Raw genomic sequence first — 16299 nt, 5'->3', positions numbered from 1 at the left:
TGGGCGATGCCGGCGGCCCCGCCCACCGGCGAGGCTCGACCCATGCCCATCATCGAAGTGCGCGACCTGCACAAGGCCTACGGCGGACGTGCCGCCGTCGACGGTGTCTCCTTCGCCGTCGAGGAAGGCGAGATCTTCGGAGTCCTCGGACCGAACGGCGCGGGCAAGACCACCACCGTGGAGTGCGTCGAGGGCCTGCGGATCCCCGGCAAGGGGACGGTCCGGGTCGCCGGGCTCGACCCCGTCGCCGACCACGACCGGGTCACCCGACTCCTCGGCGCCCAGCTCCAGGAGAGCGAGCTCCAGGCGAAGCTCACCGTCCGCGAGGCGCTCGAGCTGTACGCAGCCTTCTATCCGCACCCCGCCGACTGGCAACCCCTCGCCGAACGCCTTCGCCTCACCGACAAGTTGGACAGCCGCTTCGGCAAGCTCTCCGGAGGGCAGAAGCAGCGCCTGTTCATCGCGCTCGCGCTGATCGGCAACCCGAAGGTCGTCGTGCTCGACGAGCTGACCACAGGACTCGACCCGCGCGCCCGCCGCGACACCTGGCAGCTCATCGAGGACGTACGCGACAGCGGAGTGACCGTCCTCCTGGTCACCCACTTCATGGAGGAGGCCCAGCGTCTCTGCGACCGCATCGCCGTCATTGATCAGGGGCGGATCGCCGCGCTCGACACCCCAGCGGGCCTGATCAGCCGGGCCGCCGCATCCACCGTCATGTCGTTCACGCCGTCCGCGCCCCTCGACGAGCGGGAACTCGCCGCGCTGCCGCAGCTCGCCTCCGTGGAGGAGAGGGACGGCCGCTACACCCTCAACGGCACCGACGCGACCGTCGACGCCGCCATCACCCTGCTCGCCCGGCACCACATCACCGCCCACCAACTGCGGGTCTCCGACGCCACGTTGGACGACGCGTTCCTCGACCTCACGGGAGCAAAGGCATGAGCGCCGCCACCACCGCCGTCGTGAAGAGCGAGTTCCGCCTCTTCACGCGCGAACCCGGCGGGATCTTCTGGATCCTGGCGTTCCCCACCATCCTCCTGGTGATCCTCGGCTCCATCCCCTCCTTCCGTGAGCCCGACGACTCGCTCGGCGGCCTGCGCATGGTCGACGCATACGTCCCCGTGACGGTGCTCCTCGCCATGATCATGGCGGGCGGACAGGCCATGCCGCCCGTCATCACCGGCTACCGCGAACGCGGCATCCTGCGCCGGATGTCCACCACACCCGTCCGTCCCACGTCGCTGCTCGGTGCGCAGATGGGCCTGCACGGCGCGGCCGCGCTGCTCTCGGCGCTGCTCTCGCTCGCGGTGGGCCGCATCGCCTTCGACGTACCGCTGCCGCGCATGGCCTTCGGATACGTCATAGCCCTCGCCCTGGCGATCTGCGCGGCCCTGGCTCTGGGCGCCCTGGTCTCCGCGCTCTCCCGCACATCGAAGATCGCCACCGCGATCGGCTCGGCGGTCTTCTTCCCCTCGATGTTCACCGCGGGCGTCTGGCTGCCGGTTCAGTCCATGCCCGAATCCCTCGCCCGCATCGTCGAGTTCACCCCCTTCGGCGCGGCCTCGCAGGCGCTGTTCGAGGCGGCGGCGGGGGACTGGCCGGGGTGGGCGCACCTGGGCGTGCTCGCCCTGTGGGGCGCTGTCCTGACGTACGGCGCAGCGCGCTGGTTCCGCTGGGAGTGAGCCGGGAGTGAGCCGGGAGTGAGAGCGCGGACCGGGGCGCGCTCGTCGACGACACTGGGGCCATGACCATGAGCACGGCGGACGCCGCGAAGATCGTCGAGCAGCGCTGGGGGCTCTTCAGCCGCTGGGGGCCCTACGTCCTGCTCGCCTTCGGCGTCCTGATGGCGCTCGCCACCTCCGGCGTCGTCGGCATGACCCGGGGCGAGTGGTACGCGTCCTGGGCGCTCGTGGGCGCCGGGCTCGCGCTCCAGCTGTGGTGGAGCCGGGCGGCCGGCAGCCGTCCGGGGCCATCGGCCGCCGGCACCCTCTACTACGCCGTGCGCTGGGCGATCGCCTTCACTCTCACCTGGCTCAACCCGTTCTTCGCGTTCTACGCCGTCGTCGGCTACTTCGGCGCCGAACGGCTGCTGCCGCCGCGCCTGGTGAAGCCTGGCCTGTTCGCCACGGCCGTCATCATGGCCGGCTCCCAGTCCGGCGGCCTGCCGCCGGACGGCGAACTCGGCTGGACCGTCTTCGGCGCGCTGCTCGCCGTGCACGTCGCCCTGCTGATCGTCTTCGCGCACCTCGCGGCCCAGGAGTACGAGCGCAACCGCATCGCCGCCTCCACCATCGTCGAACTGGAGCACACCAACACCGCGTTGCAGCAGGCCATGGACGAGAACGCCGCCCTGCACTCCCAACTCCTCGTCCAGGCAAGGGAGGCGGGGGTGGCCGACGAGCGGCGTCGGCTCGCCGCCGAGATCCACGACACCATCGCGCAGGGCCTGACCGGCATCATCGCCCAGCTCCAGGTCGTCGCGAACGCGTCCGACGAGACGCTGGCCCGCGAGCACCTGGGCCGCGCCGCCGATCTCGCCCGGCACAGCCTGGGAGAGGCCCGCCGCTCCGTCCACAACCTCTCCCCGACGGCCCTGGAGCACGACGCGCTGCCCGAAGCGCTGAAGAAGACGGTCACGGAGTGGGCCGAACGCACCGGCGTCCGCGCCGAGTTCACGCTCACCGGCACCGCCGAGCCCCTGCACGAAGAGATCGAGGCGACCCTCCTGCGCATCGTCCAGGAGGCCCTGTCCAACGCCTCCCGGCACGCGGCCGCCACCCGCCTCGGCGTCACCCTCTCCTACATGGACGGCGAGGTCACCCTCGACGTGCGCGACGACGGCCGCGGCTTCGACCCGCTGGCCACGGTCCGGCGCAGCGGATCCGGAGGCTTCGGCCTCGACGGCATGCGGGCCCGCGCCGAACGCATCGCGGGCTCCCTCACCGTCGAATCGGAACCGGGCGGCGGCACGGCACTCTCGGCTCGCGTACCGTTGGTCCGCCATGGCTGACGTGATCACGCTGCTCATCGTCGACGACCATCCCGTCGTACGGGACGGTCTGCGCGGCATGTTCCAGTCCGACCCGTGCTTCGAAGTCCTCGGCGAGGCCGCCGACGGGGTGGAGGCGGTTGCCCTGACCGAACGCCTCGACCCGGACGTCGTCCTGATGGACCTCCGCATGCCGGGAGGCAACGGCGTCGACGCGATCACCGAGCTCACCCGGCGCGGCTCCCGCGCCCGTGTCCTGGTCCTCACCACGTACGACACGGACTCGGACACGCTCCCCGCGATCGAGGCGGGCGCGACGGGCTACCTCCTGAAGGACGCACCCCGCGACGAGCTGTTCACCGCGGTCCGCGCGGCCGCACAGGGCCGCACGGTCCTCTCCCCGGCGGTGGCCTCCCGCCTCGTATCGGCGGTCCGCACCCCGTCGACGACACCGGACAACGAGCAGCTCTCGGCCCGCGAACGCGAGGTCCTCGTCCTGGTCGCCAAGGGCACGTCCAACCGCGAGATCGCCCGCGAACTCTTCATCAGCGAGGCCACGGTGAAGACCCACCTCACCCACATCTACGCCAAGCTGAACGCGAAGGACCGCGCGGCGGCGGTAGCGGTGGCGTACACCCGCAAGATCCTGAGCTGAAGCGATCCCCTCACCTGCACACCCGCAGCAGCACAACCGCCCGCCCCGGCACGGTCACCGCACCCCCCGCCCGACAGACATCCCCGGGCGCCTCCCCCTGCCCCTCCAGGGAGGTGTCCACCACCAGCTCGTAGGCGGCAGCCCACGGCTCACCCGGCAGCACAAAGCTCACCGGCCCTTCCCCCGCATGCAGCACCGCGAGAAAGCTGTCGTCCACCACCGGCACCCCCCGCGCGTCCCGCCCGGGTATGTCCCGCCCCGACAGATACATCCCCAGCGTCGCCGCGGGCGCGTACCAGTCCGCCTCCGTCATCTCCGCGCCCCGCGCGGTGAACCACGCCAGATCCCGCAGCCCGTCGGCGGAATGCGCACGCCCGGAGAAGAAGGCCCGTCGCCGCAGCACGGGATGCGCGTGCCGCAGCGCGATCAGACGGGACGTCAGGTCGAACAGCGCCCGCCACCCGGCATCCTTCAGCAACCCCCAGTCGACCCAACTGACCTCGTTGTCCTGGCAGTACGCGTTGTTGCTGCCCCCCTGCGTACGCCCCATCTCATCGCCCGCGACCAGCATCGGCACCCCGGTGGACAGCAGCAGCGTCGTCAGCAGATTCCGCAGCTGCCTGCGGCGCACCTCCGCCACCCGCGCGTCCCGCGTCTCGCCCTCCGCGCCGCAGTTCCAGGAGCGGTTGTCGTCCGAGCCGTCCCGGTTGCCCTCGCCGTTCGCCTCGTTGTGCTTGCGCTCGTAGGAGACGAGGTCCCGCAGGGTGAACCCGTCGTGCGCCGTCACGAAGTTCACCGACGCGTACGGCCGCCGCCCGCCCCAGGCGTAGAGGTCGCTCGACCCGGAGAGCCGGTAGCCCAGATCCCGCACATCGGGCAGCGCGCCCCGCCAGAAGTCCCGTACGGCGCCCCGGTAGCGGTCGTTCCACTCCGTCCACAGGGGAGGGAAGGCCCCCACCTGATAGCCCCCTGACCCCACGTCCCACGGCTCGGCGATCAGCTTCACCCGCCGCAGGACCGGATCCTGCGCGATCACCGCCAGGAAGGGCGACAGCATGTCCACGTCGTGGAAGGAGCGGGCAAGCGCCGCGGCCAGATCGAAGCGGAAGCCGTCCACTCCCATCTCCGTCACCCAGTAGCGAAGGGAGTCCGTGATGAGCCGGAGCACATGCGGCTGGACGACCTGGAGCGTGTTCCCGCACCCCGTGTAGTCCGCGTACCGCCGCGCGTCGGACGGCTGGAGCCGGTAGTAGCCGCGGTTGTCGATGCCCTTCAGGGAGAGCATCGGGCCCAACTCGCCCGCCTCCGCCGTGTGGTTGTAGACCACGTCCAGGATCACCTCGATCCCGGCCTCGTGCAGCGCCCGCACCATCCGCTTGAACTCGCCGACCTGCTGCCCCGTCGTCCCCGACGCCGCGTACGCCGCGTGCGGGGCGAAGTAGCCGATCGAGTTGTAGCCCCAGTAGTTCTTCAGGCCCCGGCGCAGCAGATGGTCCTCGTGCGCGAACTGGTGGACGGGCAGCAGCTCCACCGCCGTCACACCGAGGCGTACGAGATGGTCGATCGCCGCGGGGTGCGCCAACCCCGCGTACGTGCCCCGGAGTTCCTCCGGTATCCCGGGGTGCAGTTTCGTGAAGCCGCGGACATGGAGCTCGTAGATGACCGAGTCCGCCCACGGCGTCTTGGGGCGCCGGTCGTCCGTCCACTCGTCGTCCGGCGCGTCGTCGTGCACGACCACGCCCTTGGGGACGTACGGCGCCGAGTCCCGGTCGTCCCGCACGGTGTCGGCCACCTGCTGCTGGGGCCAGTCCCGCACATGCCCGTACACCTCGGGCGGCAGGCCGCGCGCCCCGAAGTCGCCGTCCACCGCGCGCGCGTACGGGTCGAGGAGCAGCTTCGCCGGGTTCCAGCGGGCGCCCGTCCAGGGGTCCCAGCGGCCGTGCACGCGGTAGCCGTAGCGCTGCCCCGGACGGACTCCGGGCACGAAGCCGTGCCAGATCTCGTGCGTCAGCTCGGTCAGCGGACAGCGCGTCTCGATGCTCCCGTCGCCCCCGTCGTCGCTGTCGTCGAAGAGACACAGCTCGACGGCCTCTGCACCGCCCGCCCACAGCGCGAAGTTGGTGCCCGCGACGCCGTCGGGCCCCACCCTGAACCGCGCGCCGAGCGGCGTCGGCGCCCCCGGCCACACCGGCGGCCGACGCACATCGGCATCGGCGGACGCCGAAGCGCGCACGGCGGGCGCACCGGCCGATGTCCCGTTCACGGCGGCGGGCTGCCCGGCCACGGCCGCGCCCGTCCCGCGCCGCCCACCCCGGAGTGCTTCCTGTTCGGCTGCGCTGGACACCCATCCGCCTCCTGCGGCTCGACCCCCGCCGCGTCCCGGCGGCTGGGGGCGTACCAGACCGGACGACGCGAGCGGGCCCAAGGGCTCCCCGCGCCGTCCTCCCCACTGTTCTGCCCACCGGGTGCGTCGCACTCACGTTTCCCCAGGAGGGGGACGGTCGTTGGGACGGACGTGAGACAGGTAGCGAGGCGCGCACGGCGCGCAGGGGCCGCGCTGGCCGCCGTAGTGACATGGGCAGGACTGCTGGCCGGAGCCGCGGGATGCAGCGATGACGGAGGCGGCATCGACCGTCTGATGGGCAAGCCGCGCTCGCCCGAAGACGCGATCCGGGTGACGCCCGACGACGGCAGCAAGGGTGTCAAGGGCGATGAACGGCTGCAGGTGAAGGTCCCGGACGGACGCCTCGAGTCGGTGAAGGTCAGCCGGGTGCAGGACGCCCGGGAACTCCCGGTGCCCGGCCGCATCGAGGAGGGCGGCACGACCTGGAAGCCGCTGGACGACGGCGATCTGGCGCTCGCCGCCAAGTACTCGGTGCACGCCGTCGCCCTCGACGGCCACGGCCGCCGCTCGGCCCGCCACACGACGTTCACGACGTACGTCCCCGACGAGCGGTTCATCGGGTACGTGACGCCGGAGAACCGCTCCACCGTCGGCACCGGCATGATCGTCTCCCTGGAGTTCAACCGGGAGATCGAGAACCGCGAGGCCGTCCAGCGCGCCATCCACGTCACCGCGGAGCCGGCCGTCGACGTACGCCCGCACTGGTTCGGCAAGACCCGGGTCGACTTCCGCCCCGAGAAGTACTGGAAGCCCGGCACGAAGGTCACCGTCGGCCTGCGGCTGCGCGACGTCGAGGCCGCCCCCGGCGTCTACGGCCTCCAGGACAAGAGCTTCGGGTTCACCGTCGGCCGCAGCCAGGAGTCCCTGGTCGACGCCGCCGAGCACACCATGGAGGTGCGCCGCGACGGCGAGCTGCTCTCCACGGTGCCGATCACGGCCGGGGCCCCGAAGACGACGACGTACAACGGGAAGATGGTGGTCACCGAGATGCTCGATGTGACCCGCATGAACAGCCGCACCGTCGGCTTCGGCGGCGAGTACGACATCCCCGACGTCCCGCACGCGATGCGCCTGACCACGTCCGGCACCTTCCTGCACGGCAACTACTGGTCGCCGGACGCCCCTGGCAACACGAATGTCAGCCACGGCTGTGTGGGCCTGCGCGATGTGAAGGGCGGCAGCTCACAGACCCCGGCGGGGTGGTTCTTCGACCGGAGTCTGATCGGTGACGTCGTGGAAGTTGTCAACAGCCATGACAAGAAAGTCGCTCCTGACAACGGGCTCGGTGGCTGGAACATGGAGTGGAAGGACTGGACGGCACCGCCCGGCGCCAAGCCTGAGGCCAGGCCCTGAGCCAGGAGTTGAGGTGGGGCCCGCACCGCATGCGCAGTTGGGACTGAACAGTGACATTGGCGGGGAGTCATCGGTCAGGACCGTGTGGTTATCTAGCGCGGGGCGCGTGTCGGCACGCGCCAATGCACTGGGGTGCGGGCCTGACCTGGCCGTGTGAGGGGAGACAACATCGTGAACGGGCGACCGATATCGGGGCCGTCGGTTGGTGCGCGGGGGAGCGCACGGCGGCGGGGGAGCAAGGGCCTCTTTGCGGTGGCATCGGGTGTGACACTGCTGTTGGTCACGGCCTGCGGCGGGGGCGGCGGCTCGGACTCGGGCGGCGACGGCAAGGGCAAGGGCAAGGCGGCCGACAAGAACGCGCCGTCAACGGCTGTGGTGACCGTGGCCCCGAAGGACGGCGCGGAGTCGGTGGCCACCAGCGGGGCCCTGAAGATAGCCGCCGACAAGGGCAAGCTGTCCCAGGTCAAGGTCGAGGACAGCAAGGGCAATCCGGTCCCCGGCAAGATCACCTCGGGTGGCGCGACGTGGACGCCCGCGCACCACCTGGCGGCCTCCACGAAGTACAAGGTCCACGCGATAGCGAAGGACTCCGAGGGCCGCGAGTCCGCCAAGGACACGTCGTTCACGACGCTGACCCCGAAGAACACCTTCGTCGGCCAGTTCACTCCGGAGGACGGCTCGAAGGTCGGCGTCGGGATGCCGTTCTCGGTCCACTTCAACCGAGGGATCACCGCGCCCGAGGACGTCGAGAAGGCCATCGAGATCAAGACCGAGCCGGCGGTGCCCGTCGAGGGCCACTGGTTCGGCAACGACCGCATCGACTTCCGCCCCGAGAAGTACTGGAAGGCGGGCACGAAGGTCACCGTCAACCTCAACCTCGACGGCGTCGAGGGACGGCCCGGTGTCTACGGCGAGCAGGCCAAGACCCTGAAGTTCACCATCGGCCGCAGCCAGGTCTCCACCGTCGACGCCAAGTCCCACCAGATGAAGGTCGTCCGGGACGGCAAGCAGATCAAGAAGATCCCGATCACAGCGGGCGCTCCCGGCACGACGACGTACAACGGCCAGATGGTCATCAGCGAGAAGCTCCAGGTCACGCGGATGAACGGCGACACGGTCGGCTTCGGTGGCGAGTACGACATCAAGGACGTCCCGCACGCGATGCGCCTGTCCAACTCGGGCACGTTCATCCACGGCAACTACTGGTCGGGCGGCGCCTTCGGCAACACGAACGCCAGCCACGGCTGTGTCGGCCTGAGCGACGTACGCGGCGGCTACAGCAAGAAGACGCCCGGGGGATGGTTCTTCAACAACTCCCTCGTCGGGGACCTGGTGGTCGTGAAGAACTCGGCGGACAAGACGATCCAGCCCGAGAACGGCTTCAACGGCTGGAACATGTCCTGGGAGAAGTGGAAGGCCTGACAGGCCCGCCGGGATCCCCGGCCGTATGTCGCTGTCATGCGGGGCACGGCTAACGTGCCTCGCATGACATCTGTGCATCTCGAAGTCGCCGAAGGCGTCGGCACGATCCGCCTCGACCGCCCTCCGATGAACGCGCTCGACATCGCCCTCCAGGACAGGCTCAAGGAGCTTGCCGAAGAGGCGACCCGGCGCGAGGACGTACGCGCCGTGATCATCTACGGCGGCGAGAAGGTGTTCGCGGCGGGCGCGGACATCAAGGAGATGCAGGACATGGACCACGCGGCGATGATCGTGCGGTCCCGTGCCCTGCAGGACTCGTTCACCGCCGTCGCCCGCATCCCCAAGCCGGTCGTCGCCGCCGTCACCGGCTATGCGCTCGGCGGCGGCTGCGAGCTCGCGCTCTGCGCCGACTTCCGCATCGCCGCCGACAACGCCAAGCTCGGCCAGCCGGAGATCCTGCTCGGCCTGATCCCCGGCGCGGGCGGCACCCAGCGCCTGTCGCGTCTGGTCGGCCCGTCCAAGGCCAAGGACCTGATCTTCACCGGCCGCATGGTGAAGGCCGAAGAGGCGCTCACCATCGGCCTGGTGGACCGCGTCGTGCCCGCCGCCGATGTGTACGAGCAGGCGCACCAGTGGGCCGCGCGGCTCGCGCAGGGGCCCGCGCTCGCGCTGCGCGCCGCCAAGGAGGCCGTGGACGCGGGCCTGGAGACGGACATCGACACCGGGCTCGCGATCGAACGCACCTGGTTCGCGGGTCTGTTCGCCACGGAGGACCGCCAGCGGGGCATGCGGAGCTTCGTCGAAGAGGGTCCCGGCAAGGCGAAGTTCCTCTGAAGCAGCTCCGGTCCGGCCCTGAAGTGCCCCTGGAATGTGATCAGTTGAGGGGGCGTCAGCATGCGTGTCCCCCGAAGGGGCGGATTATGCGAGCCTTAAGGGAACCTTAAGCCTGTCTGCTTCAGGGCTGTTGGTGATCACCCGTAAGCGGGTGGTCATCGCAGGCCAGGTGGGCTGTCGCAGGGCCCTAACTGCCAATGGCATATGCCTAATCGGCCCCCCGGAATGGTTGGTTCCGGGGGGCCTATTCCTCCGGAACGGCCCCGTGGAGCGCCCTGGGCGGCCATGATGGGGGCATGGCGGGGCTGGAGGGTATGGAACAGCCGCGGCGGCACGGGAGTGCGACCGCGGCGCGCTGGTCGCCGGCGGTTGAGGACGAACACGCGCTCAAGGCGCTCGAGTTGTTCGGCAATCCGACGGACGCGGAAGTTCCGCTGCCGTCGCGCCCGGAGTCCGCCGCCATCGCGCGCCGGCTCGCGCAAGTCGTGGTGCTCCGCCACTGGGGCCTCTCCCCGAAGATGACCGAGGACGTGGTCCTCCTCGTATCCGAACTCGTCGGCAACGCCGTGCGGCACACCGGCGCCCGCGTCTTCGGTCTGAAGATGGTGCGGCGGCGCGGCTGGATAAGGATCGAGGTGCGCGACCCCTCGCGCGGACTGCCCTGCCTGATGCCCGTCCATGAGCTCGACCTCAGCGGCCGCGGGCTCTTCCTCGTCGACAAGCTCTCCGACCGGTGGGGCGTGGACCTGCTGCCGCGCGGCAAGACGACCTGGTTCGAGATGCGGGTCGCCGACCGCTGAGGTGCCTGCCCGGGTACACGAAAGCCCCCGGTCGCCGGAGTGCGGCGCTGCGGGGGCCTTCGTGAAGCGTCGTGGACGAATGGGGTGTGGTCCACGGCCGCTGAAACGACCTGAGCCCGGGTCAATGGGTCAATGGAGGTCGTGGCATCGACTATGGCAGACGGGGGCCAGTGATCCAAAAGTCCCTATCCGTGCATAACGGGTCAAACTGGGGCGCCGTGAAAGTGAATCCTTGGTGAGATGGGACACCTGCCTGGTAAACGCTGGTTAAGCGCAGGCTGTGACAGGTGTTCCGCAAGGGTCGCTCAGGTGTCCTGAGGGTTCGCGACCCCGACCCGTAGGGGTTCCGAAGCGGGCAATCAGCGTCTTTCGCCCGCTTTCCCCATTAAATGGGCGCGTGATCGAGACTGACCGCCGAGGAGCCCTGCGCGCGAGCGCCGGCCTGGTCGTCACCGGCGCGCTCGCCACCGGATGCGCCGCGACCGGCACCGCCCCCGCGCGCGACCGCCCGCACGCATCGCCGGGGGCGCCCCGCGCCGCCCCGGCCGCCGCCCCGCCCGCCGCCCCCGCGCCCCGCCGCTTCCCCGGCCTCCCCGACCAGATCGCACACAGCCCCCGCGGCCGCCCCCAGGTCGCCCTCACCTTCCATGGCCAGGGCGACCCGGCCACCGCCAAGGCACTCCTGGCCGAGGCCGAAAAGGCGGGCGCCAAGATCACCGTCCTCGCCGTCGGCAGCTGGCTCGACGAACATCCGACGCTCGCCCGCCGCATCCTCGACGGCGGCCACGACCTGGGCAATCACACCCACCACCACCTCACCATCAACGAGATGACCGAGGCCGACGCCTACGCCGAGATCGCCGGCTGCGCCGAACGCCTGCGCCGCCTCACCGGCTCCATCGGCACCTGGTTCCGCCCCTCCCGTGCCGAGCGGGCGACCCCCATCGTCGCCCGCCTCGCCCACCGCGCCGGCTACCCGCACGTCCTCTCGTACGACGTCGACTCCCTCGACTTCACCTCGCCGGGCGCCCCGGCCGTCACCCGCAAGATCGCCTCAGAGGTGCGCGCGGGCTCCGTGGTGAGCCTGCACTTCGGGTACGCGGACACGGTCGCCGCGCTCCCCGCCGTCCTGGAAGACCTCGACCGCCGCGGCCTGCGCGCGGTGACGACCACGGAGCTGCTGACCTGATGACCCTCCACCTCGCCCTCACCCGTCGCACCTCGGCACTCATCGCCGCCGGTGCCGTCGTCGCCGCCGCACTCGCCGGCTGCGGAACCGACACCCGCCAGAACGAAGCCCGCTCCACCAAGGGCATCCAGAAGCCCGCCAAACCCAAGGTGGCGCAGGGCCTCCCCGGCATGCCACCGGTCCTCGACCCCAAGGACGTCTACGCCGCCGACCGCCCCAACAAGCTCTCCCCGGTGGTCAAGGACTTCCCCTCCCGCGTCTACGTCCCCAACACCAACTCCAACACCGTCTCGGTCATCGACCCCAAGACGTACCAGGTCATCGACACCATCGACGTCGGCGTCCAGCCCCAACACGTCGTCCCCTCCTGGGACATGAAGACCCTCTGGGTCAACAACAACCGCGGCCACACGCTCACGCCCATCAACCCCAAGACCGGCAAGGCGGGCAAGCCGGTCGACGTGCACGACCCCTACAACCTCTACTTCACGCCCAACGGCAAGTACGCCGTCGTCATGGCCTCCATGGACCGCGAACTCGTCTTCCGCGACCCGCACACCATGAAGAAGGTCAAGACCGAACCGGTCAGCTGCTACGGCGTCAACCACGCCGACTTCTCCGCCGACGGCCGCTACTTCATCGTCTCCTGCGAATTCTCCGGCGAGCTCCTGAAGGTCGACACGGAGAAGATGAAGGTCGTCGGCCAGCAGAAGCTGCCCTTCGACGGCGCCATGCCGCAGGACGTGAAGGTCTCACCCGACGGCAAGACCTTCTACGTGGCCGACATGATGGCCCACGGCATGTGGGTCCTGAGCGGCGACAAGTTCGACAAGCCGAAGCTCCTGCGCACCGGCAAGGGCTGCCACGGCCTGTACGTCAGCCGCGACTCACGCGAGATGTACATCTCCAACCGCGGCGAGGGCACCGTCTCCGTCTTCGACTTCCCCAAGAACAAGCTCACCAAGAAGTGGAAGCTCCCCCAGGGCGGCAGCCCCGACATGGGCGGCGTCTCCGCGGACGGCAACACCCTCTGGCTGTCCGGCCGTTACGACTCCGAGGTGTACGCCATCGACACCCGCACCGGCGTCCAGACCGCCCGCATCCCGGTCGGCGGCGGCCCGCACGGCCTCGCGGTCTACCCCCAGCCGGGCCGCTACTCCCTCGGCCACACGGGGATCTTCCGCTGAGTCCACCGAGCCAGGGTCATTCAACGGTTGACGACCGCGGCCACCGGGAACGGGGAGGGTAGATCCACCGCCCCGTTCCTCTGCCCCACAGGAGGCCGTGCATGATCCGAGGCATCGACGTCAGCTCGTACCAGTCCACGTTCGACACGGCCGGACTCTCCTTCGTCATCATCAAGGCGACAGAGGGCCGTTCGTACATCAACCCGAGACTGACGGCCCAGACGAAGCTGGCGCGGGACGGCGGCTGCGTGGTCGGCTTCTACCACTTCCTGTGGCCCGGGAACATCACGGCCCAGGCGGAGTACTTCGTCAGCAAGGCCCCTGAGAAGGCGGGGGACTTGCTGGCGGTGGACTGGGAGTGGACGGGGGATCATACGCGCGCGAGCAACGCGGAGAAGGATCGCTTTATCCGGGAGGTGAAGCGGTTGCGACCCGGACATAAGTGCATTCTCTACTGCAATCGCGACTTCTGGCTCAACCACGACACCACTTCGTACGCGGGCGACGGCCTCTGGATCGCCGACTACGTGACGGCGGGCAAGCCGCGTATCAAGGCGAAGTGGACGATCCATCAGTACACGTCGACGCCGCTGGACAAGAATGTGGCGGACTTCGAGAGCGAGGACGCGCTGCGGGACTGGGCTACGCCGTAGCCGTCCCGCGCGCGGTCCGCGGCCTCAGGCGCGCCACTCCGCCGTGCGCTCCGGGGACGCCTCGGACAGGGCCTTGGTGACCGCGTCCACGTCCGCCGCGAGGCCGTAGACCGGGGTGCCCGGCTGCTGGCGCCACGACTCGTCCTGGCCGCCCGTGTCGACGGTGTCGAAGCCGATCTCGTCGAGCAGATCGCGTACGACCTTCTTGGCGGCCTCGTCGTCGCCGGACACCGGGTACGCGACGCGGCCCGGGGCGCCCTTGGGCTGGGGCTTGTCGAGGATGTCGTGGGCGTAGGTGCCGTTGAAGGCCTTGATGACGGGGTGGCCGATCTGCCGCTCCGTCCAGCGGCTCTCGGTGAGGCCCTCCTCGATCTCGGCGATCTTCCCGTCGCGCTGCTGCGGGTAGTAGTTGCCGGTGTCGATGACGGCGACGCCGTCGGCCGCGCCGTCCAGGAAGCCGGACGGCAGATTCGGTACGGCCTTCAGGGGGATCGTCACGACGACGACCTGGGCGTCGCGTGCGGCCTCCTCGACCGTCACCGGCGTCGCGCCGGTCTCCTCGGCGAGGGCGGTGAGAGTCTGCGGGCCGCGGGAGTTCGCGACGGAGACGTCGTGGCCGACGGCCGTGAAGCGACGGGTGAGGTTGCCGCCGATGTTGCCCGCGCCGATGATGCCGATCTTCATGACTTGCCCTTCCGGGGGTTGGTTCGCCGGTCTCGTAGCGGAGCCAACCTCCGGAACGGGCGAGGTATTCCGGCCGGGGGTGGGTCGGCCTTCTCAGACCTTCACCACGATCTTGCCGGTGTGCGTGTTGGACTCCATCAGGCGGTGCGCGTCCCGGATGCTGTCGAGGCCCTCGAAGACCTCGGCGATCACCGGGCGGAGCGTGCCGTCGGTGAGGCCCGAGTTGATGTAGGCGGCCGCGCGGTGGCGGCCCTCCTCGGTCGCGGTGACCATCGGGTTCCCGTATCCGTGGACGGACAGCGGCCAGTTCATCGGGAGGGTCGTGGGGCGGCCGTCCAGCCAGCCGTAGATGACGAGCTTGCCGTTGCGGACCAGCGCCTCGCCCAGGTCCTGGAAGCCCGGGCCGCCGATCGCGTCAAGGACGATGTCGACGCCCCGGCCGTCGGTGAGCCGCTGGGTCTCCTTGACCACGTCCGCGTGATCGCTGACGATGACGTGCTCGGCGCCCAGGTCCAGGAGCTGCCGCCGCTTGGCCTCGGTGCGGGTGGTGACGATCGGCACGGCACCCGCGCGGCGTACGACCTGGATGGCCGCGGTGCCGACGCCGCTGGACGCGGCGGTGATCAGGACGTGCTGGCCCGGCAGCATCCCGGCGGTCTGGAGCAGCGCGCCGTACGCGGTGGAGTACGTGACCCAGACGGCGGCCGCGGTCACCGGGTCGACCTCGGCGGGTCGCGGGACGACCGCGCTCTGCGGCAGCAGGACAAGATCGCCGTACACGCCGTGCGCGCTCAGTTCGGTGTTCGCCGCCGTGAGGACGGTGTCGCCGGGGGCGAAGGCGGTCACGCCATCGCCGACGGACTCGACGGTGCCTGCGGCCTCGTAGCCGTTGCGGGAGGCGGGCAGGGTCGGCTGGTAGTAGTAAGTGCCCGCGCGGAACAGGGCTTCGGCGCGGTTGAGACCCAACGCCGCGACGCGGATGAGGACTTCGTCCGGTGCGGGGGTGGGGAGCTCCACGTCGTGGATCCGCATGACCTCAGGGCCGCCGATCTCGTCAAAGAGCACGGTGCGAGCGGTGGTTGACGTCTCAGTTGTTGTCATGCCGGAAACGCTAGGCGGGACGCGCGAGACGATCCATGCCTGCGGCTCTCGCTTTTATACCCGTACGTCTCGCGGGGTGCGGCGCGCGCTACGGTACGGACATGGACGTACTCAGTGACGCGATCGCCGCCATGCGGACGGGGCGGCCGCACTCCTCCCGTACGTACAAGCAGGCGCCCTGGGGTCTCCGGTTCGCCCCGTCGAACGGCGCGGGCTTCCATGTGGTGCTCCAGGGTTCCGCCTGGCTGCTTCCGGCCGGTGACGGGGCGGAGCCGGTTGGGCTGGGGCCCGGGGACGTGGTCTTCCTCTCGCACGGGCGCGGGCACGGCCTGGCGAGCGCGCCCGATGCCCCGCTGGAGGACTTCTCCCTCGCCCCGGACGGCTCCTGGCCGAAGACGGAAGGCGACGGGACGGCCACCACCGTGCTGCTCTGCGGGGCCTACCAGCTGGACCGGGCGCGTGCCCATCCGCTGCTCGCCGAGCTGCCGGAGGTGGTGCACCTGCCGGCCAGGGTCGGGGAGCACGCCTCGCTGCGGGCCGCCGTCGAGCTGCTCGGCGCCGAACTCGCCGACGCGCAGCCGGGGTCGGACGCCGTGATCCCCGCGCTGCTCGACACGATGCTGCTGTACATCCTGCGGGCGTGGTGGCTGCGCGGGCAGAGCGCCGGGCATGCGACGGGCTGGGCCGCCGCGCTGCGGGACCCGTCGGTGAGGGCCGCGCTGTACGCGATCCACGACGACCCGGCCAGGCCCTGGACGGTGGAGGAGCTCGGGGCGCGGGCGGGCCTCTCCCGCGCGGCGTTCGCCCGCCGGTTCGCGGCGTCCGTGGGGGCGAGTCCGCTGGCGTATCTGACGTGGTGGCGGATGACGACGGCGGGCCGGCTGCTGCGCGAGGAGGACCTGCCGCTGCGGCGGGTCGCCGAACGGGCGGGCTACACCTCGGAGTTCGCCTTCTCCAGGGCGTTCAAGCGGGAGTTCGGGGTGGCGCCGGGGCAGTACCGGAGGCTGCGGGCCGCCGGGTAGGGC

The 16299-nt window shown here is 70.4% G+C and carries 15 protein-coding genes; 12 read left to right on the top strand and 3 right to left on the bottom strand.

Annotated elements, in window-relative coordinates:
• Positions 1-42 precede the first annotated feature (42 nt).
• The 4 genes from AB0O76_RS24365 to AB0O76_RS24350 all read left to right on the top strand — a co-directional run bounded on the left by AB0O76_RS24365 (position 43) and on the right by AB0O76_RS24350 (position 3647).
• Positions 43-945 (top strand): ABC transporter ATP-binding protein, encoded by a 903-nt coding sequence (locus AB0O76_RS24365; protein WP_365494981.1) that lies wholly within the window; start codon positions 43-45, stop codon positions 943-945.
• A complete protein-coding gene (locus tag AB0O76_RS24360) occupies positions 942-1685 on the top strand; it encodes an ABC transporter permease (protein ID WP_365494978.1) in 744 nt (247 codons plus the stop codon). Before AB0O76_RS24365 ends, AB0O76_RS24360 begins: the two co-directional genes overlap by 4 nt.
• Positions 1686-1753: 68 nt before the next feature.
• Entirely contained in the window at positions 1754-3013 is a 1260-nt protein-coding gene (locus AB0O76_RS24355) for a sensor histidine kinase (RefSeq protein ID WP_365495047.1), read from the top strand.
• Positions 3006-3647, top strand: a complete 642-nt coding sequence (locus AB0O76_RS24350) for a response regulator transcription factor (RefSeq protein WP_365494975.1) — start codon at positions 3006-3008, stop codon at positions 3645-3647. The genes AB0O76_RS24355 and AB0O76_RS24350 overlap by 8 nt, the downstream gene beginning before the upstream one ends.
• Before the next feature lie 10 nt (positions 3648-3657).
• On the opposite strand, the gene glgX is transcribed toward AB0O76_RS24350, so the two are convergent.
• On the bottom strand, positions 3658-5991 hold the full coding sequence (glgX, locus tag AB0O76_RS24345) for a glycogen debranching protein GlgX (RefSeq protein WP_365494972.1): 2334 nt from the start codon (positions 5989-5991) through the stop codon (positions 3658-3660).
• Positions 5992-6162: 171 nt separating this feature from the next.
• Here glgX and AB0O76_RS24340 point away from each other — a divergent pair, with 171 nt between their 5' ends.
• From AB0O76_RS24340 to AB0O76_RS24310, 7 genes are all read left to right on the top strand, one after another.
• Positions 6163-7404, top strand: a complete 1242-nt coding sequence (locus tag AB0O76_RS24340) for an Ig-like domain-containing protein (RefSeq protein ID WP_365494969.1) — start codon at positions 6163-6165, stop codon at positions 7402-7404.
• A gap of 171 nt (positions 7405-7575) precedes the next feature.
• Complete coding sequence (locus tag AB0O76_RS24335) at positions 7576-8826, top strand: Ig-like domain-containing protein (RefSeq protein WP_365494966.1); 1251 nt, start codon at positions 7576-7578, stop codon at positions 8824-8826.
• Between the two features lie 63 nt (positions 8827-8889).
• Positions 8890-9660: an enoyl-CoA hydratase-related protein gene (locus AB0O76_RS24330; protein WP_365494963.1), complete on the top strand. Its 771-nt coding sequence runs from the start codon at positions 8890-8892 to the stop codon at positions 9658-9660.
• A gap of 296 nt (positions 9661-9956) precedes the next feature.
• Positions 9957-10460, top strand: coding sequence for an ATP-binding protein (locus AB0O76_RS24325; protein ID WP_365494960.1), 504 nt, complete (start codon positions 9957-9959; stop codon positions 10458-10460).
• 397 nt (positions 10461-10857) lie between these two features.
• Positions 10858-11649 carry a polysaccharide deacetylase family protein gene (locus AB0O76_RS24320; protein ID WP_365494957.1) on the top strand — a complete coding sequence of 264 codons (792 nt, stop codon included), beginning with the start codon at positions 10858-10860 and terminating at the stop codon, positions 11647-11649.
• Entirely contained in the window at positions 11649-12836 is a 1188-nt protein-coding gene (locus tag AB0O76_RS24315) for a PQQ-binding-like beta-propeller repeat protein (RefSeq protein ID WP_365494954.1), read from the top strand. Before AB0O76_RS24320 ends, AB0O76_RS24315 begins: the two co-directional genes overlap by 1 nt.
• Before the next feature lie 101 nt (positions 12837-12937).
• Entirely contained in the window at positions 12938-13489 is a 552-nt protein-coding gene (locus AB0O76_RS24310) for a glycoside hydrolase family 25 protein (RefSeq protein WP_365494951.1), read from the top strand.
• Positions 13490-13513: 24 nt separating this feature from the next.
• On the opposite strand, the gene AB0O76_RS24305 is transcribed toward AB0O76_RS24310, so the two are convergent.
• Complete coding sequence (locus AB0O76_RS24305) at positions 13514-14173, bottom strand: NAD(P)-binding domain-containing protein (protein ID WP_365494948.1); 660 nt, start codon at positions 14171-14173, stop codon at positions 13514-13516.
• A 93-nt stretch (positions 14174-14266) separates the two neighbouring features.
• The gene (locus AB0O76_RS24300; protein ID WP_365494945.1) at positions 14267-15274 is read right to left on the bottom strand and encodes a zinc-dependent alcohol dehydrogenase family protein; all 1008 of its coding nucleotides are present in this window, start codon (positions 15272-15274) and stop codon (positions 14267-14269) included.
• A gap of 101 nt (positions 15275-15375) precedes the next feature.
• Between AB0O76_RS24300 and AB0O76_RS24295 the strand changes: the two genes are divergently transcribed.
• On the top strand, positions 15376-16296 hold the full coding sequence (locus tag AB0O76_RS24295) for an AraC family transcriptional regulator (RefSeq protein WP_365494942.1): 921 nt from the start codon (positions 15376-15378) through the stop codon (positions 16294-16296).
• The last annotated feature ends 3 nt before the right edge of the window (positions 16297-16299 follow it).

Source organism: Streptomyces sp. NPDC086554 (assembly GCF_040686095.1).
Taxonomy (GTDB): domain Bacteria; phylum Actinomycetota; class Actinomycetes; order Streptomycetales; family Streptomycetaceae; genus Streptomyces.
This window is presented reverse-complemented; position numbering and strand designations above follow the sequence as displayed.